Source organism: Brevibacillus sp. DP1.3A (assembly GCF_013284245.2).
Taxonomy (GTDB): domain Bacteria; phylum Bacillota; class Bacilli; order Brevibacillales; family Brevibacillaceae; genus Brevibacillus.
Genome location: NZ_CP085876.1, coordinates 2,546,949 through 2,568,571, shown reverse-complemented (window position 1 = coordinate 2,568,571; position 21,623 = coordinate 2,546,949). Strand labels below are relative to the sequence as shown.

The following is a 21,623-nucleotide window of genomic DNA, read 5'->3' as shown; positions in this document are numbered from 1 at the left end:
CTAAGCAACCCGTCGAGGATTAGTCTTACGTTCTGGATTCCACTCTATTTTACTACAAGTTAGCTAAGTATTCTCGTTCTGGCTGCGACAGCCCACTCGATTTTTGCCAACGCCTGACAATACGCTTCACTCATCTCTGCTGCATTTGCTGTCTCCTCCCTCTGAGTTAGCACACGCCATACATCGCTCTTGTTTTTGTACCAATCGAACTCCTTTGGCGGCTCATGGTGGATAGGCTTCCAAACTTGGCGCAACGTTGGGGAAAATAGCCGCTTTGCCCCTGAACGCAGCTGACAGTTCATTAGTTTTACCTGATAAGGCTTGCCAGGAGCTGTATCATTCACATCGTGAAAGAGATGGGGCCAATAATCTTTTCGCGAACCTGTGTGTGGCTGTTCCAATGCCCAAGTGCACACAGGCTCCTGCCTATTCGTACCACCGAACAGCAGACTGTACAGCCTTTTTCCCAAGGTGATTCTCTCCGGTAAGGAGGCAAAATGAAACACTCGCTCACCCGCGAGCTGCAAGGAGCTTCCCTGCACATCAGTCACTTTCCGATAGGGAAGCAAGATCATGTTCAGTTGCAAAAGCTCCTGCAGGACAAACGGGATTGTTCGGACAACTGAATTTTGATAGGCCGGGTCTTTCATAACCTGTTCTTCCAAATAGTTTTGTTCATTGATAATCAATCCAATGGTGAGTAGCTCTTTGTCAGTGGTCTTCCAGAAATGATTCCAGATCGCCTGCATGAAAGTAGACACGCCCAAATGAGGCAGTATATAAAAAAGGTTGGTCTGTCGCCTGACACTCTCTTCATACAGTAACAATTGAGGGTACGCATCGTGAAAAATCAGCCAGTTTCCCCGCTCCAAAAACGAAAAATAATCCTGCTGCTCTTTTGTTCGCAGCAAGCGAGGCAATAATTCTCCCCGCAAATCGGTCATACTCCATCCCGCATTGCGCGATACGAGATGGGCCAATAACGCCCAATGAATTTGTGGATGTTTTTGATAAAACGACAAATAGGCGCGCGTTCTGTCGATATTGTCACGGTTTTGGGCGAGCGTCTCCTGTCTAATCCGCTCTACCGTCTTTTGATCTTGTGCTGGCAATGGTGCTGTCGCCGTACGGACTTTCCCCAGATTTTTGGCAAGCGGCAAGCGAGATGCGTATTGGTACCACGACAAACCCATCGATGCTCTTCCCCCTCTCTTCCTTTGGTGCCGTATTTTATCGGGAGGTGAATGAGTTGCGTGAAGTTCAGCAAGAAATGAACCGCATTCAAGCCTTTTTGTTACAGCGCCAACAAGAGGATGGCACTTGGCGCTTTTGTTTGGAAAGCTCACCGATGACAGATTCTCACATGATCATCCTATTGCGCACGCTGGGTATTCATGATGAGCGTTTGATGGAGAAGCTCACTGCTCACATCACGTCTCTCCAACACGATAATGGGGCATGGAAGCTGTATCCTGACGAGCATGAAGGCCATCTATCTACGACGATTGATTCGTATTACGCCCTTCTACTATCAGGCAAATACACGAAGGACGAACCGAGAATGGCCCTGGCTCGCTCCTTTATTTTGGAAAAGGGTGGGCTGACACAAGCGAACCTGCTGACCAAATTCTCTACAGCCCTGACAGGCCAATACCAATGGCCCTCGCATTTTCTCGTTCCCGTCGAGATTGCACTATTGCCCCCGAGCTTCCCTGTCAGCTTTTACGATTTTGTCAGCTACGCACGTGTCCATCTTGCCCCCATGATGATTGTGGCTGATCGCAAATATGTAAAAAAGCCTGACAATGCGCCAGACTTGTCCGATCTATACGCAGATACACCTATCACTCGCGGGCTATATCCGCATCGATTCCTAGATCATTTCCTCAAAGAGGGCCAATCGTTCCTCGCTACCATCCACGATTCCTTGCAAAGTCTCCCCTTTTTGCCCGGACAACTACATAAGCTCGCCCTACGGCGTCTGGAACAATACATCCTGGCGCGAATCGAGCCGGACGGAACTCTGTACAATTATTCGACCTCTACCTTTTTCATGATATTTGCGCTGCTCGCTCGGGGGTTTTCTCCGAAAGACCCACTCATCCAAAAAGCGATGCAGGGGCTTGCGAATAGTGTCTACGATTATGAAAACGGCGCACATTTGCAGCTAGCTACCTCAGCCGTCTGGGACACTGCGCTCTTGGCTTCTTCCCTGCAAAAAAGCGGACTTCCTACCACACATCCCGCGATTCAAAAAGCAAATCGTTACCTTCTCCAAAAGCAGCAGCATACGTACGGTGACTGGAAAATCCGCAATCCAAAAGGAAAGCCTGGCGGTTGGGGCTTTTCTGACTACAACACCATGAATCCGGATATTGATGATACGACGGCAGCTCTGCGCTCTCTGCGCCTGCTCGCCCGCACGGATATAACAACAGCAGCCGCTTGGAAACGCGGTCTCGAATGGCTATTATCGATGCAAAACGACGATGGGGGCTGGCCTGCTTTTGAACGAAATACAGATGCTGATTTCATTCGCCACCTGCCGATCGAAGGTGCCGATACCGTCAGTACAGATCCCTCCTCTGCCGATTTGACAGGGAGGACCTTAGAGTTCCTCGGAAACTATGCCGGCCGAACATTGACTGACCCACATGTAGAAAAAGGAGTCCGCTGGCTTCTCAAACATCAAGAGTCAGACGGCTCCTGGTATGGACGTTGGGGAATTGCTTACCTATACGGTACATGGGCTGCGATTACCGGGCTGATGGCGATTGGCTTTTCCCCTACTGATCCCGCCATCCAAAAAGCGGTTTCGTGGTTGGTTGCCAATCAAAATCCCGACGGCGGCTGGGGCGAATCTTGCCAAAGCGACCAGAAAAAAACGTACGTCCCCCTCGGAGCAAGTACTCCCTCGCAGACGGCATGGGCAACCGATGCACTGATAGCCGTGTCATCCAAGCCGACAGCAGAGCTTCAACGAGGGATTCACTATTTGCTCACTCACAATCAAGCAAATGACTGGACGACTCGCTACCCGACTGGCGGGGGCCGTCCTGGCGGCACTTACTTTGCTTATCACAGCTATCGTTGGATTTGGCCGTTGCTGGCTCTCAGCCACTACCAGACGAAATACGCGAACCAGTAAAAAACACCTCTACCCTCTTCGCAAGCCAAGGTCTAACGGCTGGAGAGGAACTTGGGGTGAATAAATCACGGCGTGTGGCGGCGTATCAAATATTGAGTAGCAGGAAAGGACATCGGTGTCCCCAATCAGCACAATCGACGACTTAGTTACTCCACCAAAGCTGAAATCACCGACGTCAATTTTTTTATTCGTCACCTTCATATTCATGGAACTTTTTCTCCTTTTCCTATAACTCGCGCCTATCCATACATCGTATGCTGCTTACACTGGTTCGGTCGCAAAAACAGGTATGAACACCCACTGGCCTACGACATACAATACAGAGAGGATCTCTCCCAAAAGGATGTGCCGAACATGCCAGCATTCGTTGGAGTCATCAATGTAAACAACGTGGGCGGCGTTTTCAATGTCGGAGACGTCCGTAAAATCGCACCTACCACTTATGCCAAAACCTTCGCGGGTGGAGGATCATTCAATTCTGGTACCAATCTGTCCTTTAAAATTCCACGTAGCGTCGTCTACGTCAATGAACAATCCGATAATGATATCCCGCTTTTTGTAGAAGAAACGAACGATTTCAGGGCAAAGGGACGAGATTTCGCATGAATTTTTTTGTTACGCAACATATCGTAATCAATTCGCTCAAGATCGAAGGCATAAGCAACTCTTCGGTGTGCCAAATAGGAAGCGCAGGGATTATCAAGCCCGTATCCAAGCTTTACAACACCGGCGGATTCACAGAGCCAGCTCCACAGGTGGGGCCTCTCCCCACAACCGGTGCGGAAGAATTCGTGCCCCTCATTCCATTGGTTCAGCCTTCACCTGTTCGCTCTGGCACTCTTAGATGAAGAAGGATGGTCGTCATGTACATGGATCCCGAAATGATGCAGTATATGCAACAGTTACATGACTATATACAATTGCAAAATGATAAGATCGAGAAATTGAAGCAAATGATTGAACAGCTGCAGCAAGATGTAAATGATCTCAAGGAAAAACAGATTCCTTCCGTCATCAAAAACGAGTACAAATTCGATCTGCTAAAAGTTGAGCGACTGGAAGGGACTCTCAATATCGGTTTAAACCCGAAAGGAAATGATGCAGGAATCGGTGATTTTTCCATCAATCAATCGATGGATGTCCCTAATCCGTACCAAAGCACTGCCCCACTTTTTAACCGTGTCCAGAAAGAAATTTATCAATACTTGGAGCAAGATGCCTACCTCGTTCTTGAAAGAATCGAAACAGAGTGCAACTATCCACTGGATAACAATTATCGTGCCTTTATCTTGGATGACATTAAAAAGCAGATCGATCAACGGATTAAGTATTACCTGAGTGAGCTCCCTACCGATGAACTAGAACCAGAGCAGCTCGATGTTTTCGTACAAAAGACAGTCCAAAAAGTGAAACGGGATATCGACAAGACCTGCGAAACATTCGTGAAAAATTTGCCTCGTGAGGTGAACGAACCATGATGAGGTATCAAGTGATAAACGAAGCCATTTGTGTAAAGAGGGTCTCCGTCAGTGCTCTCACTTCTTCCGCTTCCTTGTTTATTGGGGACACGCAGACAGTAGACCTCAGAGCGATTTATGAAACGCCACCCGAAAAAATGATTGTCGGAGCCACGATCCCGATTGATACTGCGCTGCCCGCTTCATAAGGAGGGTTGTCACCATGTACCGAAGGACCAGTCATGTCCGTAAGCTGGATGTTCTCTCGGTCGATACCTCATCTGTTCTGCAAATAGGTGATTCCCGGCAGATTGACGCTGTCGCAAACATATTAGCCGTCCAACGTGAGCAGGCCATCTTCTATGAAAATGAATTTATGTTTGAGAATTACTCGACCTTTTCCGTACCTTTAACTCCCCCTAGTCTCTCAGATCCGATTTGCATCGATACGTTCCACGACTGCCCGTACATTTTCATTCGAAAAGTGGAAGTCCCTTTCGTAGCAGGATCCTCCGTCATCCATGTTGGTTCGAACGAATCCATAAAACTCGAAACACGAGTCGTAAATATTCGTCACATTTTCCAAGAAGAACCAAAAACTGGAGGGAGGGGGTAAACTGTGCCTTCTGTCATTGGAGCTGTCAATATCAATAATAATTCGGGTACAGTTAACTTCGGAGATACGCTCAACATATCGCCAAAAACAGCCGCCAAGACATTCTCCGGTTCAGGAGGCGGCAACACAGGTAACGTAGTCAACACGCTCAATGGTGTCAACGCAACGAATACACTGGACCCCAATGTCGTCGATCAACCGATGTTTGGGAACATCTAATCCCGGCAGTGTTAATGTCTTTTCATTGACACTGTTTTTATTTTGGCTGAAAAACGAAACAAAAAAGGAGGCACGAGGCCCCCCTGACTACAATATTTCAATATACCCTTCTGTTCCATGCACGCGAATTCGTTGCCCGTCTTTTATCAGAGTGGTAGCATGTTCCACGCCGACAACTGCTGGCAAGCCATATTCACGCGCGATCACTGCCCCATGGGTCATCAGTCCACCGACTTCGGTGACAAGACCTTTTATGGATACAAACAACGGTGTCCAGCCAGGGTCAGTAAAGGAGGTGACTAATATATCTCCATCTTCTAGATCAGCATCTTCCATGTTTACGATGACTCGTGCTCGCCCCTCTATAACCCCGGAAGAAACAGGTAGACCTACAATCGCATTGGCTGGCAGATTTTCTCGTTTGTACTCACCTGTAATGATTTCACCATCAGACGTGATTACACGTGGGGGAGTCAGTTTTTTAAAAAACTTGCAATCGTCTTTTCGTTTGCTGATGATCTGATCATCCGGTTTGTTTGTGCGTACGACCTCGTAAAGTTCTTCAAAAGTGAGATAGTATATATCTTCTTTTTCATGAATAACACTTGCTTGTACGAGTTGCTCGGCTTCTTTCAGTAAAGCCTGCTTATAAACGAAGTAGCGATTCACCATGCCGTATTTTGGATATTCCCTAAACCCACTGAAATTCCGGATGAGGTCGATCATTTGTTTTGTTTCTTTGGATTTTTGTTCACCATCCGGTAATTGCTTCAATCGCTCTAATAGCTCTTGCTCTTTTTCCAAAGCTTCCTGTCGCCCTTGTTCGAATTTCCGATTGCCAGCATTCGGCTCAAAGTTTTTGATGTTACCTAGAATTATGGGGACAAGCGTCATTGGTTTTTCACTCCAACGCGTTTTCGTTATATCGATTTCTCCGGCACATCGCATTCCGTATTTCGTGAGATAAGCATAGATTGCGTCTTGCGTTTCCTGTCCACCTTCAAACTGAACCAAATCATCCAAAAAGTTATCTTCTTTTACACGCTGTAAAAAATCAATTACTTCTGGATAAGGACGAACCACATCTGCAACATCCATGAGCGCCAGTCCCATTTCCGACGTAATATTGTGTGGCACAGACTGAGAAAGCGTGTCTGCTACGTTTTTTTCCCCCAACCACTCGTTCATTTTTTCATTGATCCATTTTGAAGCATTCATAGCAGCCGTAATCACACCAATGGTTTGTGGATCAAATAAAATCTTCTTTAATTGCTGAATGTCTTCTCGAATAAAATCAAATAAATCCGCTCCTGATTTCGTTTGGATGTCATGCTTTAACTCTTCGATCGATGCTTGACTACGCTTAATCAAATCAGAAACAATGATCGGATCGTTTTCGAATTGTTCTTGAAAACCCAAAGACGACATACCTTTCTTGCTTTTACCAGGACTCTGCTCTTTTTTATCTATGGGTAACAATGGTATAAAATCTCCTCGCTCTATTACGGTCAGAAGCGCGTCTTTTATAAGCGGATCGGATTGTCCCAGGGTATCTAATATGATTTGTCTGCTATCAGGTGAAGCTAACATATTTGTAACATCAACAAACAACCTTCCTCCTGCTTTACGCATAGGTGCCGGAGTCGTTAACAGGAAAAAAGACAGTCCCAATGGTTTCATGGGGTCGGTCATCATTTGTTGATGACCAACAGATACATAGACGTGATTTTCTTGATCATTTGCTTCAGGGATGGGGTATAAAGTCGTGATTGGACGGCTCTGGACAATAGAAAAAGTATCATCAACCAAACACCATTCGATATCTTGTGGGCAACCAAAATAAGCTTCGATCTGTCTTCCAATGCGTGCCAGTTGTAATATTTGTGGTTCCGTAAGAGTTTGGGTCTTTTGCTGATCAGGATCGATCTGCTTTGTCTCTGTTCCACCTTCTTTTCGTCCATAGATAGCCAATTTTTTGGTTGCTATCCTCTTATCGACGATTTCCCCTTCCTGCACTTTATAACAATCAGCAGATACCAGGCCAGAGACCAGTGCCTCTCCAAGTCCATAACTGGCGTCGATCGATAGCAACTTCCGGTTGGATGTAATGGGATCAGCGGTAAATAAAATTCCGGAAGCCTGTGGGAAAACCATTTTTTGAACGATAACGGATAAATAAACGTGACGGTGGTCAAATCCATTTTGCATACGGTAGATTACCGCGCGATCCGTAAATAGAGAAGCCCAACATTTACTGATGTGCTGCAAGATTGCTTCTTTACCAATAATATTTAAATAGGTGTCTTGTTGACCTGCAAAAGAGGCATGTGGTAAATCTTCAGCAGTCGCACTGGAACGCACTGCATAAGCATGCTCCTCTCTGAATTGGGAGAGATAATGAGTAACGGCTTTCACAACATCGGAAGGAATTTCTACTTCCATAATGAATTGGCGAATCTTCCTGCTGATTTCACCAATTTGATCTCGATCTTGTACTTTTAGCATGGCTAGTCGATCCAACAAAGCACGATACGTTTCGTTTTGTTCGATGGCCTTTTGATATCCCACTGTTGTCACACAAAATCCTTCCGGTACTTGTATTCCTTGAATTTTTGACAATTCCCCTAAATGTAACCCTTTTCCGCCAACGAGCAAAAGCTGCGTTTTTTCCATCTCCTGAAAACTGAGAACCAAAGAACTCATTCAATATCTCTCCTAACCATTAAATTGAGAAAAAACATTTGACAAGAGTTCACCAGCATGGTACGATTAAAGTGAAAGATGCAATAACTATGAATATATATAATGAACAGTCGTGAGCTGATTATATCATCGCCTCTGTTTATGTGCAATAAAAAAGAACCTGGTAGGAATACTCAGGTTCTTTTTTGATTTCTCCACTACCACCTGTTTTTACAAACTCGCTTTAAATGTTGTTCTTCGTTCGTTCGCAGCTCCATCACGCATCAAATAGATTTCTAACACCCCGTCTTGATACTGGGCCTTCATCCCTTTTGAACTAACGGAAACCGGTAAAGCCAGCTTTCGATAAAAGGGGCCGTAGCTCCTTTCCCCTTGTGTACGAAGTCCCTGATGCTCACTTTCTTTGAAGTTCCCTTTGACCTCAAGCAACCGTTGGTCGGAGAGGGTAATCTCCAAACTATCGCGATCGAAGCCCGGCAGTTCACAGGAAACGATGACCATTTGCTCTGATTGGTAAATATCCGAGGCTGGGGAAAAATGCGAATCGTCTACCTGCACGAAACGCATCGGTTTTTCCTTCGTCTTTTTTTTCCCCTTTTTCACGGGTGGTGCATTTGGCGCTGCGGCGGTGGCCGTCTTTTGTGCTGCTTGCTTATTGAGCGTCGCGATATTCTCCCAAAAATTCGTATCCAGCACCTGCCCCATCTGGCTCAATGCTTTCCACGGATGATCTGGGTCAAAGCCGAGCTTGGACAAACTTTCGGATGCTTTTTGTAACTGCTTCATGGTCTCTTGCAGGTTTTTCATCGCTTCCGCACTCCCTCCCCAGCAAAGGCACGACTGTCTTTGTACGATAGAATATGTACTGTTGCCTGGGGGGTGTGTTCAAGATCATCCAGTTTGCCCTACATCAGCACTATCTGTCGCTGGTGCAGGCGGAGCCAAAATATCTGGTGGTGGCATGTTACTATCCGTCGGCTCAGGATTGGATTCGCCGCCATTTCCATCTGGTACAGTCGGCGGTGTTACAGGCTCCTGTGTTGATTCTGGGGCCGGATTTGGTGATGGTGTAGCTGGTTTTTGTGTTTTTGGCTGCTCTTTCGTACCTGTCGTGGGCTTGGGCTTCGGAGCTGGTGCTCTCTTCTCTGCTTTCATTTCGACCTTGGCTACTTCCGCTACAGCTGCATCACTGAGCTGTTCGCTCGCTCCAGCTACACCCACTTCTGTTTGCAGGGCAGTTCGAACAGCTTGCATGTTCTCCCTCGGCCACAAGGAATAAGGAGAGCTCCAGATCGCCCCATTATCCAAAGTAACCATGTTGCTTGACGAAAAGCTGGCAAAATCAAGGGCCAATCCTTTTATTTGGTCTGTCGACAGATCGGTTTTAATATGCTGACCAACGGTATCCAGTACGGCTGTCAAACTCGATAATCCATCCAAGGACATGCTCTTTTCTGCAACAGCACGAATCACCTGCTGCTGTCTGCGGTTGCGATCGAAGTCGCTCGAGTTGTAAGCGTCTCCACGTCTGTCGATGCGATGACGGACGAAGCCGAGTGCCTGCTCTCCGTTCAATACTTGTTTCCCTTTTTTCAAATTACGGTATACACCTTGCTTCGGCAGTTCGTATACGAGATCGCGATCTACATCAACCGTAATCCCGCCCAGCTTGTCAATGACCGCTGTGAAGCCCTCAAAGTCAAGCTGCACATAATGCTCAACCGAGATCCCCAGCATGTGATTCAATGTTTTCTTGAGCATCGTCATGCCATTTTCTGTAACAGGCTTTCCTTTGATTTCCGCATCTTTCCTGATATTTTCCCCTAATGCAAATACTTCATTGACCTTGTGAAAGCCTGGATATCCTGGGATTTGAACGCGGGTATCACGGGGCAACGATACCATGCTCAGCTTTTGCGTAACCGGATTAGCGACGGCTACGACCAGAACATCCGTGTTTAACATACCGATGTTTTTGCGCGTATCCACCCCGACGATGGCGAAGGCGATTGATTTCTTTTGTTCGTACAGCTTCTCCACCACAGGTTGATCCGGTAACTTGTAAGGGTCTTGCGTTACGATGTCCAGTGTCTTGTCTAACTGGTTGAGGGCGAAGCCTGCTCCTACGGCCAACAAACAGAGGAATAAGCAACCCGCCAAGAGCAGATACATCCGCTTGCTTCGCTGGCCACGCTTGATCCGTTTACGCGGCTGTTTTGCAGGAGCTTGAGGCTTGTCATTCTTGGCTTGCACGTTCGGTTCACTCCTTTTTAAAATCACAGGGTCCATAGTGCTTTGGGCTTTTCATTTTTCAATATATTCTGTAAAACTTTCGTCCCATTTTACCACAATATCCCGTCAAAATGTAGAATCCTGCCGATTCAACTCGATCGGTTTTCCCTGAGAGTTCTTGCACTTACGAATCGAAAAAGGTAGTCTAAAACTGAGGAAAATCAGATAGATGAATAAGGGAATCGGAGGGACTTGAGAGTGGAACACATACAGGTGCTGATCGCAGGTGGCGGCATCGCAGGGTTGTCCGCAGCAATATGGTGCCAACGATTAGGTCTTTCTTGTCTTCTTATCGAAAAAACGGATAGACTCGGCGGCCAATTGCATCACATTTACAACGAGATTACCGACTTTCCACCCCTTGTATATGACCAGGGAGCTGCCCTTGTAAAGGTACTGATCGCCCATCCTTTCATCCAGCAGCCAAACATACGATTGAACGAAGCCATTCTTTCCATTGATCGGGAAACGAAACAGGTAATGACTTCGAAATCCGTTTATCGTGTCGACTATCTACTCATCGCCACAGGAGTTGGCTGGAATGAAATACCGGCCCTAGCTGATTGTCCAAGTGTCCTGTCGCCTTGGTTTTCTACAACAGCCCAAGCCCACACCATCGCCGGGCAAGATATCGCCGTTATCGGCGGAGGAGATCGCGCATTGGAGAGTGCAGCAAATTTGAGCTTTCATGCCCGACAAGTTTATCTGTTGGTTCGGAGCAGTGAGTGGCGTGCTCGTCCCGAATGGCAAAAGAAAATCACAGGCCTCCCCAACATCCAAGTCCTGTGGGAAACACAAGTAACTGACTATCAGGACGAAGAGGCACGGACGGTTCTGACACTCACCTCTACGCGCGCAGGCAATCCAGAGACGATCGTAGTCGATTGGATTCTGCCACGAATTGGTGTTCATGGAAACACAGTGGGTCTCGAAGGTTTGGACACGTTTGGCGATGACTATTTGCAAACGGATTCCTATCAACGAGTCAACTCTCCATGGATATACGCAGTCGGAGATGTGAGCAACGGAGCCGCTTATGCGAGTTTGGCACTGGCAGCTGGTCAAGCGATGAAGGCAGTCAAGCATATTTCCTTGCAAATTCAAAACAATAGATCAATGAGCCTGTAGAGGAGCGCTTTGCATGTACGCTTTTTACGACGATTTCGGCTTACCTGTCCAGCTAACCTTTTCTCCCGAAGAGTATCGTAACCACCAAGCAGGTCACGTGCTGATCTTCGCTTTTTATCAGGGAAAGCTGTTATTTACTCGCCATCGTACACGCGGTGTGGAGCTACCAGGGGGAAAAGTAGAAGCGGGTGAAAACAGCCTGGCGGCAGCAGTTCGTGAGGTCTATGAAGAAACCGGCGCCATTCTGGAAGGGATTGAGCGCATCGGACAGTACACCATCGACGACTCGATGCGAAAAGACATTTATACCGCAAAGGTAGCGCATTATACAAACCAGCCAAGTGGCTCAGACGTGCTCGCCACCATTGTGTTTGCGGATATCCCGCGAGATGTAAAAGGCAATCAGGAGTTTAGTCGTATTCTGCAAGATGATGTGTACCCGCTCGCACTCGAACGAGCTTTACGTCATCCCTTTGCGGAGTCCTAGCCATCATAAACAGGCTCGTCCCTGTCGCTCCCCGGCTTTGTATTCGGTGAGACTGACCGACAGAGACAGCCTGTTTATTGTTTTTCCTTTTCCTTCTTTCCCGACAACACACGCTTGACGAGCTCATTTGGATCAAAGCCATACTTTTCGATGGCTCTCTCTCGTTGTACCTCGTGCACCGTTTCTGGTTCAATTCCCAGTACCTCTGATATTTGCCGCCACCCATTCGTCTCGCTGTCTTTTGTCCCTTGTCCTGGCTGCTCGACCTGCTTGGGCTTCAAGAAAAAGATCGCTAGCACAGCGAAAACGAGCGATAAACATGCGATTGATAGAAACATGACCGTCCGAGAAATCCCGAGCAACCAGGTAAAAATAGGTGGGCCGATCGCAACACCGATAAAACGTACACCACTATACAAAGAAGTAATCATGCCTCGCTCTGTTTTTTGTACGGCCCCAACGATCATGGAGTTCAAGCACGGTAAAATCATTCCCGTCCCCGCGCTGCCGATGACCAAAATGCCAATCAGGACATAAGCCCCTTTGACAAAGCTGGCCAGAATGTAAGACGTAGCCAGCAAAAACATGCCGATAATCACAAACAGACGCATCAGCTTCAGCTTCTTTTTGATAATGACTCCTGTCACATATGCCGCGATACTCATCACGAGCAAGGGAATCGCCAAAAAGAAGCCTTTGATGACACCATCAATCTTGTATTTTTCTTCCAATAAATCAGACAGGTAAAACAGTACACCAAACAACGTGAACAGGCAGATGCTCCCAATAAAAAACGCGGGGACAAGCCATTTTCCATGCTGCTTAAACACTTGCGCGATCGAATGCATGTACTGCTTGACAGGGAGTAGCTTCTTATCCTGTTTCTTTTCCTTAGTCAGAAATAAAAACATCAGGAGGACGACACCGCAAATAATCGGAAAAGCTAAAAAGACCATGTACCAAGAAATGAGAGCAAGCAAGGAGCCAAAAATCGGACTTAATACTTTTCCCATCCCGTTTGATGTCTCCAACAGCCCCAATGCCCTACTCTCCGAAGCGCCATCGAACAGATCCCCTACCAATGCCATTGCGATGGGCGCTGTCCCGGCAGCCCCGATCCCCTGCAAGACTCGCCCTCCCATGATAGCCATATAAGGTTGATCTATCCACAACGCGGCAAGCCCTGCGACCAAACCACCAATACCGTACAAGGCAAGGGAGCTGATAATGACAATTTTTCTCCCAAATCGATCTGACAAATAGCCGGCAAAAGGGATAACAATACCTGCTGCAATCGAAAAAGCAGTGATCAACAAGCTCGTCTGTAAGGCGGTGAGCTTCATTTCTGTTTTCATTGTAGGCAGTACAGGGATCAGCATCGAGTTGCCCAGCACCATCACTAATGGAACCCCGACAAGCCCAATCAGGTTTTTCGCATTTTGTGCCATACGAAACTCCTTGTCTTACGCATAAGCGCTACCGTCCCAGCGCGACGCGTTAATAATCTCCCAGTCAGGTTCAACGCCTATTCCCACGCCAGTAGGAAGCGTCACTTCGCCATTTATGGGTCGCAGCGGAAACAATTGTGAAAACGGGTTCTCCATGACATCCCATTCGACAGGCTCAATCGGATGGCTATCCATCTTGGTCCATGCCAGCAAGCACGCTTGTGCAAATAACGTATACAATCGTGCCAGTGATCCGTCAAAGGAATGTGGAGACACGCGATAGCCAAACTGACGGGCCATTTGAAGATGCGTTCGATAATCGTCAATGCCCCCCGTATGCATCAGGTCAGGCTGAGCAATATCGATAGCGCCCCCCTCATACAAGGGCAAAAACTGTGCGCAGCGAATCAAGTTTTCTCCACCAGCAAGCGGGATGGATAATGCCGAACGAAGCTTGATATACTCGTTTGTACGATCCATGGGCATCGGCTCCTCCAGCCAAAGCCAATTGCCATAACGGGAAAAAAGCCCCTCCCACTTCCTTGCAGTCACACAGTCGTAGCTCTGATTGGCATCTACCGCTACTTGAACTTGTTCAGGAAGCAAATTCATCAGTTTTTCGATGTGCGTCTGATCCTCTTGAACAGAGCGCCCTCCAATCTTTACTTTCACCATCTTGAAGCCGTCGTCGACTTGCTGGCTGACTTGCTTCCATGACTGCTGCATCCAGTCTTCTGTTTCACGGTAGGATTGGAGGGAGGCATATACCGGGATGCCCGAATGTATCTGGCCTCCCCACAGTTGACCCACAGATAGCCCCGCCGCTTTTGCCAAAATTTCCGTAAGTGCCATACTGACACCTGAAGCCGATCGCTGATGCCACTTTCCTATGACATCGACAATGGCTACTCTGTTGTCCACCTGCTTACCCAGCAAGTACGGAATGATGCGCTCACAAAAGCCCTTATGGAGCGTCGGCAGCCAGTCGATAATTTCTCCCCAGCCATCTATTCCTGCCCTTGTGATAATCCGAATGAGATAACTGGTTCGATAACGCTTATACCCATTCGCATCGCCGTAAGCTTGCGATAGCCGATGAAGTAGCGGATACGTTTCCACTCGCTCAATTTGCAGGTCAATGACCGCTATCTGCTCATGAGTAGTCATCCAATCCCTCTCGTTCTGCTTGCTCTCCTTCGTAATCGTCATAGGAGAGCAAGTTTCCTTTCCCTTCTCCTTTTCTCATGTACTCCTCATACGTCCCGCTTCTCATAAAATGCACACTGTCCGGTCCGTGATAGCCCTCAATATCGGTATAACCGATTTCCTCTACGGCTTCTACAAAGCCATCCGGCTCATTGCTCTCGATATACATTTCGTCGTAATCCGTTTTGTCGGGTTCCTGGTAGGAGAAAGGCGTGCTGGATGTCCCCCATGACTCGACAATTTGCCAAGCATCCTCACCGTCGAATCCGTTCTGGCCTTCTTTTTCATCCAGAGATGTACGTCCGAACGGCGGCTGCAAAAACTGTTCCTCGATCGGACGCGACTCGTTGATTGACGGCGCTGGTGCATGCTCCTTGCACGTTTGTGCCTGAGGTAGTGCTTCCAGTCGCTCCACAGGTATTTGCTCTCCACAGACCGTACACAGGCCGTAGGTGCCTTCCTCCATGCGCAGTAGCGCCTGATCAATCTCTTTTAATGTCTCACGATCGAGACTGTCTAGGGCCAAATCTTTTTCCCGTTCAAACATCTCACTGCCGATATCTGCCGGATGATTATCGTACATGGCAAACTCCTGCAAAGAGGTTGTCATCGGTTCTCTCATGCCATAATGGTCCTGTACGCGGTCTTCCAGTTCTTTTTTCTGTTCCAGCAGCTTTTCCCGGAAGCTGGCCACTCTCTTTTGGTCCACGCTGTACACCACCTTTGTTTGGTTTCCTCAACAGGTAGTATGTCTTGGTCCCGTAGGAAATATGACCAACAAAACGGCCATGATCGTTTTGTTGGTTCGCATGTGGCCTATCACAGCAAAAAACCTGCCATCCCCAAAGGGAACGACAGGTTAATCAACCGATTTTTATTCTGCTACATGTGCGTAGTTTTGTTCTACGATATCTGCGCAACGTACGCAGAGCGACGCGTGCGACTCGCGAGTGCCAACATCCGGTTTCACTACGCGGCAACGCTCGCATTTTCCACCGTCTGCGGCAGAGACCACAGCAGCAATTCCTTCGAGTTGTACCGCTTCTGCCGGAGCAGAACCGCTGTGTACGTCCACGTGAGCCACGATGAACAGGTCAGCCAGATCGTCCATTGCTGCCAATGTTTTCGCAACTTCTTCCGTTTGTGGGTACAGAGCCAGCTTCGCATCAACGGAGTTACCGAACACCTTGTTGCGGCGCGCTTCTTCCATGGCTTTGAGAACCTCGTCTCGGATCGCCAAGAACGCATCCCATTTGCTCTCTGCTTCTGCTGCAAAGCTGAGATGTTGTTCGTCGCCTTCTGGCATATCCGTCAACTGCACACTCTTCTCTTCCACGCCTGGAATGAACGCCCACACCTCATCGGCTGTATGCGGCAACAGTGGAGCAACCAGCTTCACCAGACTGATCAAGCAATCGTACATCACTGTCTGTGCAGCGCGTCGTTTCAAACTATCTGGCGCCTCTACATACAGGCGATCCTTGCAAATGTCCAGATAGAACGCGGACAAATCAATAACGCAGAAGTTGTGAACGGCATGGAAAACGGTATGGAACTGATATTCATCGTACGCTTTGCGTGTACGCTTCGCTACTTTTGCTGCTTTCGCCAGAACATAACGGTCAAGCTCTCCCAGCTCTTCGTACGCTACGCGGTCTGTTGCTGGATTAAATCCATCCAGGTTACCCAACAGGAAGCGGAACGTATTGCGGATTTTGCGGTACACCTCAGCGATCTGATTCAGAATCGCATCGGAAATTCGTACATCAGCCTGATAATCAACAGAAGCTACCCACAGACGCAAGATATCTGCGCCCATCTTGTCAATAACTTGTTGAGGCACGATGACGTTACCGAGGGATTTGGACATTTTGCGTCCTTCTCCATCCAAAGCAAAGCCGTGGCTCAGGACGGATTTGTAAGGAGCTGTGCCATACACAGCAACACCCGTCGAGAGAGAAGAGTTGAACCAACCACGATACTGGTCAGAGCCTTCTAAGTACATGTCAGCTGGCCAAGCAATGCCTCTTTCGCGCAAAACAGCCTGGTGGCTGGAACCGGAGTCGAACCAAACGTCCATAATATCCGTTTCTTTGCGGAAATCCTTGCAATCGCATTTGGTGCAAGAAAGCCCTTCTGGAATGAGCTCATTTGCTTCACGGGAGAACCATACTTTCGATCCTTCTTTACGGAACAGATCAGCAACATGGTTGATCGTCGTGTCGTTAATGATCGGTTCGTTACACGATTTGCAATAGAAGATTGGAATCGGTACACCCCATACACGCTGACGGGAAATGCACCAGTCGCCACGATCCGCAATCATGTTTGCCAGACGAGTTTCTCCCCAATGCGGAATCCATTTTACATTTTTAATCGCTTCGAGCATTTGCGCACGGAATCCGTCGATAGATGCGAACCATTGCTCTGTCGCGCGATAGATAACCGGTTTTTTCGTACGCCAGTCATGTGGGTAAGAGTGCGTGAAGAAATTGAGCTTCAAGAGTGCTCCGTTTTCTTTCAGCTTTTCTGTAATCACTTTGTTGGCATCTTCGTAGAACAGACCTTCAAAGCCTGGTGCCTCATTGGTCATTTTACCTTCGTGATCTACTGGGCAAAGGACACCCAGATTGTATTTTTGACCAACGGTAAAGTCATCTTCCCCGTGTCCTGGAGCAGTATGAACGCAACCAGTACCTGCATCCAAGGTTACATGCTCACCCAGGATGAGTGGAGACTTGCGATCATAGAACGGATGCTGAGTTTCTACGCCTTCCAGATCTTGACCTTTAAAGGTCGCGAGAATCTCTACGCCTTCCCAGCCAATTTCTTTGCTCGCAGCTTCAATCAGACCGTTGGCTACCAGGAATTTGCGGCCATCTACCTTCACTACGTTGTACTCGAGTTCAGGGTGCAGGCTGATCGCAAGGTTTGCTGGCAATGTCCACGGAGTCGTTGTCCAGATAACAACGCCTGTTTCTGTGTCCAGCTTGCCTTTTCCATCTGCTACCTGGAAGCTGACGTAAATAGAAGGAGAGCGCTTGTCTTTGTATTCGATTTCTGCGTCAGCCAAAGCAGTCTCAGAAGACGGAGACCAGTACACGCAGCGCAGACCTTTGTAAATATAACCCTTTTTCGCCATTTCGCCGAATACGCGAATTTGGTTGGCTTCATACTCAGGCAAGAGTGTCACATAAGGGTTTTCCCAATCTCCACGAACGCCCAGACGCTTGAATTGGTCGCGTTGCTTGTCGATGTAGGACCAAGCATACTCTTCACAGCGCTGGCGGAAATCGTTCACTTCAATGCTGCGGCGATCCAGCCCTTGTGCATTGATAATCGCTTGCTCAATTGGCAAACCATGTGTATCCCAGCCTGGGATGTACGGCGCATAAAAACCTGCCATGGATTTGTAGCGAACGATGAAGTCCTTGAGGATTTTGTTCAGTGCGTGACCGATATGGATGTCTCCATTCGCATACGGAGGGCCATCATGCAAGACAAAAGACGGGCGGTCTTTTGTACGATCTAACACTTGTTGATAAATATTTTGCTCTTCCCATGCCGCTTGCATTTGTGGCTCGCGGCTTGGCAAATTTCCGCGCATGGGGAAATCTGTTTTTGGTAGCGCTAAGGTTTTGCTGTAATCCATGGCCTGATTCACTCCTTAAATAAATAAAAGCTTTCACTCATCCCATAAAAGGGACGAGAGAAAGCTCCCGTGGTACCACCCTGATTGAACAAACCCGTACGACAAAAAAAGCCTGCATCGGAATTGTTCCACTTCACTCATTCGTAACGGGAATGACGCGCTCACTTACTCACCTGTTTCACCATCAAGGTTTTTCTGGGTTTTCGGATATTGAACTCCCGGGTGATTTTCTGCGAAAGCAACTGGCCGGGTTTTCACCTTTTCCCGACTCTCTAGGCAGTGCTGGCTCACGTACTCTTCCCGTTCATCGTCTATGATTTGTATAAGCCTGTTCAACTACTATAAGTGCTTTATTTCGAAAAAGTTGTCTTTCATTATAATACCATCATTGCTCGAACGTCAATGATTTATTCAACTGTTACAGGCGAATCAACTTGTGGCTGTTCAATGCTATCCCAATCGCCATTCTCCAGCATCTCGAGCTGTGCTTCCAAAAGCGTCCGAAAGCGCATGCGGTAAACCGAAGCACGTTTTTTTAATTCTTCGATTTCGATCGCGATTTTGCGCGACTTCGCCAGTGCTTCATTGACAATTCGGTCTGCATTTTTCTCGGCTTCTTTTAAGATGAGCTGCGCTTCTTTGCGCGCATTCGACTTCACGTCCTCCGCTGTCTCCTGCGCCACCAGAATCGACTTGCTCAAATTTTCTTCCAAGCTCTTATAGTAATCTACGCGCTCATTCAGAATGGCTACGCGCTCTTCCTGTTCTTTTTTCTCTTTTATCAAGAGCTCAAAATCTTTGATCACCTGATCGAGAAATTCATTCACTTCGTCAATGTTATACCCACGAAAGCCTGTGCTGAATTCCTTATTGTGTATATCCAACGGCGTTAATGGCACATGAACCCCCCACTTTTCCCGATAATTCGTCTTCAATCATTTCGACAGAATTAGCTGTGTTTCCTGCCGTATTTTACAAATTTTTGAGCCTTGGTCCATCTTATGTAACCAGTCCGACAATCATGCGAAGTCTTCCACTGCGTGTTGGACCTGCTACCTCAAGAATTTTGAACCGACCATAGCCTGCAAGAGATACCATGTCTCCCATCTGGAGTTGATAAGATGGGTCTTCGATTACTTTCCAGTTGATTTTTACTTTTCCCGCTCGAATTGGCACCAGTGCTTTTGCGCGAGACATATTGTGTACTTCTCCAATGATCGCGTCAATTCGCGGTGATGGAACGGTGAGTGTTTTCTCTACAAACTTGGGTGCAGGCGGTGTAAACGCCTCCCATGCTACCCGCTCAAATTGAACAGATGTCCGATGAATTTGTGTCACCTGCGCACAAACAAAATCAGCGACTTCCTCTGCTACAATTGCGTAACTGCCAGCTGAATCTGTCAGCATATCTCCGAATTTCTCCCGCTTCATCCCGACGCCCAGCATCGCCCCCATCACATCTCGATGCTCTAGCACATGAAAGCGCTGATCAGCCTTGATTGCCAATAAGGTAAGGCGATAATCCTCAGGCTCAACAGGGAGGTACTCCGGATGGATGATAATCCGAACACGCTCAGCACCCTCGTAGCCTCCATAAGGAGAAACCTTCACATCTCTTACTTGTGAAGATAGACTCTCAAAAATCATCAATTGCCTCGGGTCTACAAAATCAGTAAGGCGCATGGCCTGCGTCCGCTCTACTTGCGTCAGCATTTCCAGCGCCCGTTCAACAAAGGGACGTTCTTCTTTTGAAAAATGGTCAAATATGCTCATCGTTTCACTCGCCTACATGATTTGTTGCAAAATGGCGAACAGGCCAGATTGGGCAAAGCGCAGTGCAATCAATGCGACAATGGGGGAGATATCGATGAAGCCGAGCGGTGGGATAAACCGGCGAAATGGAGCCAAATAAGGCTCAACCAGTTTTTCCAGTAACTGTCCGATGCCTGTACCTCTCATTTGAGGAACCCATGACATCAAAATGTAAGCAATAATCATGTATTGATATACCGTAAAAGCAAAATTTAAAACCGAAAAGACAGCAATCATTTGCTCACCCTTTTAATTTCGTCTTAATTGGCTACTCTTCCAACACACTTGAAATCGTACCCTGAATATCCACATGATCAGGCGTGCACACGAAAATCGTGTCTCCGACCTTTTGGATATCGCCGTTTAATGCGTAGACCGTCCCGCTCAAAAAGTCGATAATTCTTTTAGCTTGGTCTTTTTCCACACGATGGAGGTTGACCACAACCGGTCTACGATGACGCAGGTTGTCTGCGATATCCTGTGCATCACTGTAATGACGGGGTTCACAGAGAATCAAACGGATTCCCTCCTTTTCCCGTGCTTGAAACGGTACCACGTTGTTAGTTCGGCCGATCGCTGGCTGGCGTTTGTGCGAGGACTCTTGCTCTTCTCTTTCCTCTTCCACCGTTGTTGTCTCTTCGATGTATTCCTCGTTTTCTAACCCCAGAAACCCCATCAATTTATTCATAACACCCATACTCTTCCTCCTCTCTTACTCCGTGGTTTGGTCTGTTTTCCTTTACTCCGGCTTGACCAATACCGATCCCAAACGAATATATGTAGCTCCCTCTTCAATGGCAACTTCAAAATCACTAGACATGCCCATGGACAGCTCTTCCACCTGGGCGTGTGGGAATGCCATTTCGTTAATCCGTTGCTTCCACTCATAGAGGCCACGGAACACCTTCCTGGCTTCCTCTTGGTTTTCGACAACAGGCGCCATCGTCATTAATCCGACGATACTTATATGTTTCATATTACTGGTTTCGCGCAAAAAAGCCAATACGTCATTGGGACTAAGCCCAAATTTTGTCTCTTCGCCGGATATATTGATCTGCAAAAAGCATTTTACGACATGATCCAACGTTTCACCGCGTCGATTCAGCTCTTGTGCCAAAGAAAGTCGGTCCAGAGAATGGATGTACGGGAATCGTCCTACAACTTCTTTTGCCTTGTTCGTCTGGAGGTGCCCGATAAAATGCCAGATTCCTTTATCGCCATGAAGCTGGTGCTTGGGCAGGGCATCCTGCACGCGATTTTCCCCGATATTCTCTACGCCTACCGCGAGCAAGTCCCCAATGGCATCTGCGTCGACATACTTGGTCACGGCAATAATTTTTACTTCCTCACGTTTGCGGTTCGCCCGATCGCAAGCAGCCTGAATTCTTGCTTCGATGGATTGCAGTCGTTCTTTTAACAATTCTTGTTCCTTGGTCATAACGAACCCTTCCCTTT

General features: G+C 47.6%; 23 protein-coding genes and 1 other annotated feature. Of the genes, 9 read left to right on the top strand and 14 right to left on the bottom strand.

The genetic code is table 11. The features are described from left to right. Positions 1 to 59 precede the first annotated feature (59 nt). Complete coding sequence (locus HP399_RS11845; RefSeq protein WP_173617242.1) at positions 60 to 1,193, bottom strand: DUF2515 domain-containing protein; 1,134 nt, start codon at positions 1,191 to 1,193, stop codon at positions 60 to 62. Between HP399_RS11845 and shc the strand changes: the two genes are divergently transcribed. Next, positions 1,166 to 3,148 (top strand): squalene--hopene cyclase, encoded by a 1,983-nt coding sequence (gene shc, locus HP399_RS11840; protein ID WP_173617241.1) that lies wholly within the window; start codon positions 1,166 to 1,168, stop codon positions 3,146 to 3,148. The genes HP399_RS11845 and shc overlap by 28 nt on opposite strands. 9 nt (positions 3,149 to 3,157) lie before the next feature. Here shc and HP399_RS11835 read toward each other — a convergent pair whose 3' ends face one another. Further along, positions 3,158 to 3,355, bottom strand: coding sequence for a hypothetical protein (locus tag HP399_RS11835; protein WP_144614134.1), 198 nt, complete (start codon positions 3,353 to 3,355; stop codon positions 3,158 to 3,160). A 147-nt stretch (positions 3,356 to 3,502) separates the two neighbouring features. On the opposite strand from HP399_RS11835, the gene HP399_RS11830 reads away from it, so the two are divergent. From HP399_RS11830 to HP399_RS11805, 6 genes are all read left to right on the top strand, one after another. Next, positions 3,503 to 3,754: a spore germination protein gene (locus tag HP399_RS11830; protein WP_016740748.1), complete on the top strand. Its 252-nt coding sequence runs from the start codon at positions 3,503 to 3,505 to the stop codon at positions 3,752 to 3,754. Continuing rightward, positions 3,751 to 3,996: a spore germination protein GerPB gene (locus tag HP399_RS11825; protein WP_173617240.1), complete on the top strand. Its 246-nt coding sequence runs from the start codon at positions 3,751 to 3,753 to the stop codon at positions 3,994 to 3,996. The genes HP399_RS11830 and HP399_RS11825 overlap by 4 nt, the downstream gene beginning before the upstream one ends. A 15-nt stretch (positions 3,997 to 4,011) precedes the next feature. Continuing rightward, a complete protein-coding gene (locus HP399_RS11820; protein WP_173617239.1) occupies positions 4,012 to 4,626 on the top strand; it encodes a spore germination protein GerPC in 615 nt (204 codons plus the stop codon). 51 nt (positions 4,627 to 4,677) lie between these two features. Next, positions 4,678 to 4,728 carry a hypothetical protein gene (locus tag HP399_RS31130; protein WP_173617508.1) on the top strand — a complete coding sequence of 17 codons (51 nt, stop codon included), beginning with the start codon at positions 4,678 to 4,680 and terminating at the stop codon, positions 4,726 to 4,728. A 100-nt stretch (positions 4,729 to 4,828) separates the two neighbouring features. Further along, positions 4,829 to 5,221: a spore germination protein GerPE gene (locus tag HP399_RS11810; RefSeq protein ID WP_173617238.1), complete on the top strand. Its 393-nt coding sequence runs from the start codon at positions 4,829 to 4,831 to the stop codon at positions 5,219 to 5,221. Between the two features lie 3 nt (positions 5,222 to 5,224). Continuing rightward, complete coding sequence (locus HP399_RS11805; protein WP_007717765.1) at positions 5,225 to 5,440, top strand: spore germination protein; 216 nt, start codon at positions 5,225 to 5,227, stop codon at positions 5,438 to 5,440. 87 nt (positions 5,441 to 5,527) lie between these two features. Here the strand turns inward: HP399_RS11805 and ppsA are convergent, their stop codons facing one another. The 3 genes from ppsA to HP399_RS11790 form a co-directional block, all read right to left on the bottom strand. Further along, the gene (ppsA, locus tag HP399_RS11800) at positions 5,528 to 8,143 is read right to left on the bottom strand and encodes a phosphoenolpyruvate synthase (protein WP_173617237.1); all 2,616 of its coding nucleotides are present in this window, start codon (positions 8,141 to 8,143) and stop codon (positions 5,528 to 5,530) included. Positions 8,144 to 8,353: 210 nt separating this feature from the next. After that, complete coding sequence (locus tag HP399_RS11795; RefSeq protein ID WP_173617236.1) at positions 8,354 to 8,950, bottom strand: Hsp20/alpha crystallin family protein; 597 nt, start codon at positions 8,948 to 8,950, stop codon at positions 8,354 to 8,356. Between the two features lie 84 nt (positions 8,951 to 9,034). Next, positions 9,035 to 10,396: an LCP family glycopolymer transferase gene (locus HP399_RS11790; RefSeq protein WP_173617235.1), complete on the bottom strand. Its 1,362-nt coding sequence runs from the start codon at positions 10,394 to 10,396 to the stop codon at positions 9,035 to 9,037. A 237-nt stretch (positions 10,397 to 10,633) separates the two neighbouring features. Between HP399_RS11790 and HP399_RS11785 the strand changes: the two genes are divergently transcribed. Beyond that, a complete protein-coding gene (locus HP399_RS11785; protein ID WP_173617234.1) occupies positions 10,634 to 11,563 on the top strand; it encodes an NAD(P)/FAD-dependent oxidoreductase in 930 nt (309 codons plus the stop codon). Between the two features lie 13 nt (positions 11,564 to 11,576). Beyond that, positions 11,577 to 12,050 (top strand): NUDIX domain-containing protein, encoded by a 474-nt coding sequence (locus HP399_RS11780; protein WP_173617233.1) that lies wholly within the window; start codon positions 11,577 to 11,579, stop codon positions 12,048 to 12,050. A gap of 74 nt (positions 12,051 to 12,124) precedes the next feature. On the opposite strand, the gene HP399_RS11775 is transcribed toward HP399_RS11780, so the two are convergent. The 9 genes from HP399_RS11775 to HP399_RS11735 all read right to left on the bottom strand — a co-directional run bounded on the left by HP399_RS11775 (position 12,125) and on the right by HP399_RS11735 (position 21,606). Then, positions 12,125 to 13,498: an MFS transporter gene (locus tag HP399_RS11775; RefSeq protein WP_173617232.1), complete on the bottom strand. Its 1,374-nt coding sequence runs from the start codon at positions 13,496 to 13,498 to the stop codon at positions 12,125 to 12,127. Positions 13,499 to 13,513: 15 nt separating this feature from the next. Beyond that, positions 13,514 to 14,665, bottom strand: coding sequence for a mandelate racemase/muconate lactonizing enzyme family protein (locus HP399_RS11770; protein ID WP_173617507.1), 1,152 nt, complete (start codon positions 14,663 to 14,665; stop codon positions 13,514 to 13,516). Continuing rightward, a complete protein-coding gene (locus tag HP399_RS11765) occupies positions 14,652 to 15,425 on the bottom strand; it encodes a TraR/DksA C4-type zinc finger protein (RefSeq protein ID WP_173617231.1) in 774 nt (257 codons plus the stop codon). The genes HP399_RS11770 and HP399_RS11765 overlap by 14 nt, the downstream gene beginning before the upstream one ends. 153 nt (positions 15,426 to 15,578) lie before the next feature. Then, entirely contained in the window at positions 15,579 to 18,356 is a 2,778-nt protein-coding gene (gene ileS / locus HP399_RS11760; protein ID WP_173617230.1) for an isoleucine--tRNA ligase, read from the bottom strand. Between the two features lie 46 nt (positions 18,357 to 18,402). Continuing rightward, positions 18,403 to 18,673, bottom strand: a binding site (T-box leader). 90 nt (positions 18,674 to 18,763) lie between these two features. Then, complete coding sequence (locus HP399_RS11755) at positions 18,764 to 19,255, bottom strand: DivIVA domain-containing protein (protein ID WP_007717747.1); 492 nt, start codon at positions 19,253 to 19,255, stop codon at positions 18,764 to 18,766. Positions 19,256 to 19,355: 100 nt separating this feature from the next. Continuing rightward, positions 19,356 to 20,129 (bottom strand): YlmH family RNA-binding protein, encoded by a 774-nt coding sequence (locus HP399_RS11750; protein ID WP_173617229.1) that lies wholly within the window; start codon positions 20,127 to 20,129, stop codon positions 19,356 to 19,358. Between the two features lie 12 nt (positions 20,130 to 20,141). Continuing rightward, positions 20,142 to 20,405 carry a YggT family protein gene (locus HP399_RS11745; RefSeq protein WP_173617228.1) on the bottom strand — a complete coding sequence of 88 codons (264 nt, stop codon included), beginning with the start codon at positions 20,403 to 20,405 and terminating at the stop codon, positions 20,142 to 20,144. A gap of 31 nt (positions 20,406 to 20,436) precedes the next feature. Beyond that, positions 20,437 to 20,865 (bottom strand): cell division protein SepF, encoded by a 429-nt coding sequence (locus HP399_RS11740; protein ID WP_173605318.1) that lies wholly within the window; start codon positions 20,863 to 20,865, stop codon positions 20,437 to 20,439. Between the two features lie 42 nt (positions 20,866 to 20,907). Next, positions 20,908 to 21,606, bottom strand: coding sequence for a YggS family pyridoxal phosphate-dependent enzyme (locus HP399_RS11735; RefSeq protein WP_173617227.1), 699 nt, complete (start codon positions 21,604 to 21,606; stop codon positions 20,908 to 20,910). Positions 21,607 to 21,623: the final 17 nt, after the last annotated feature.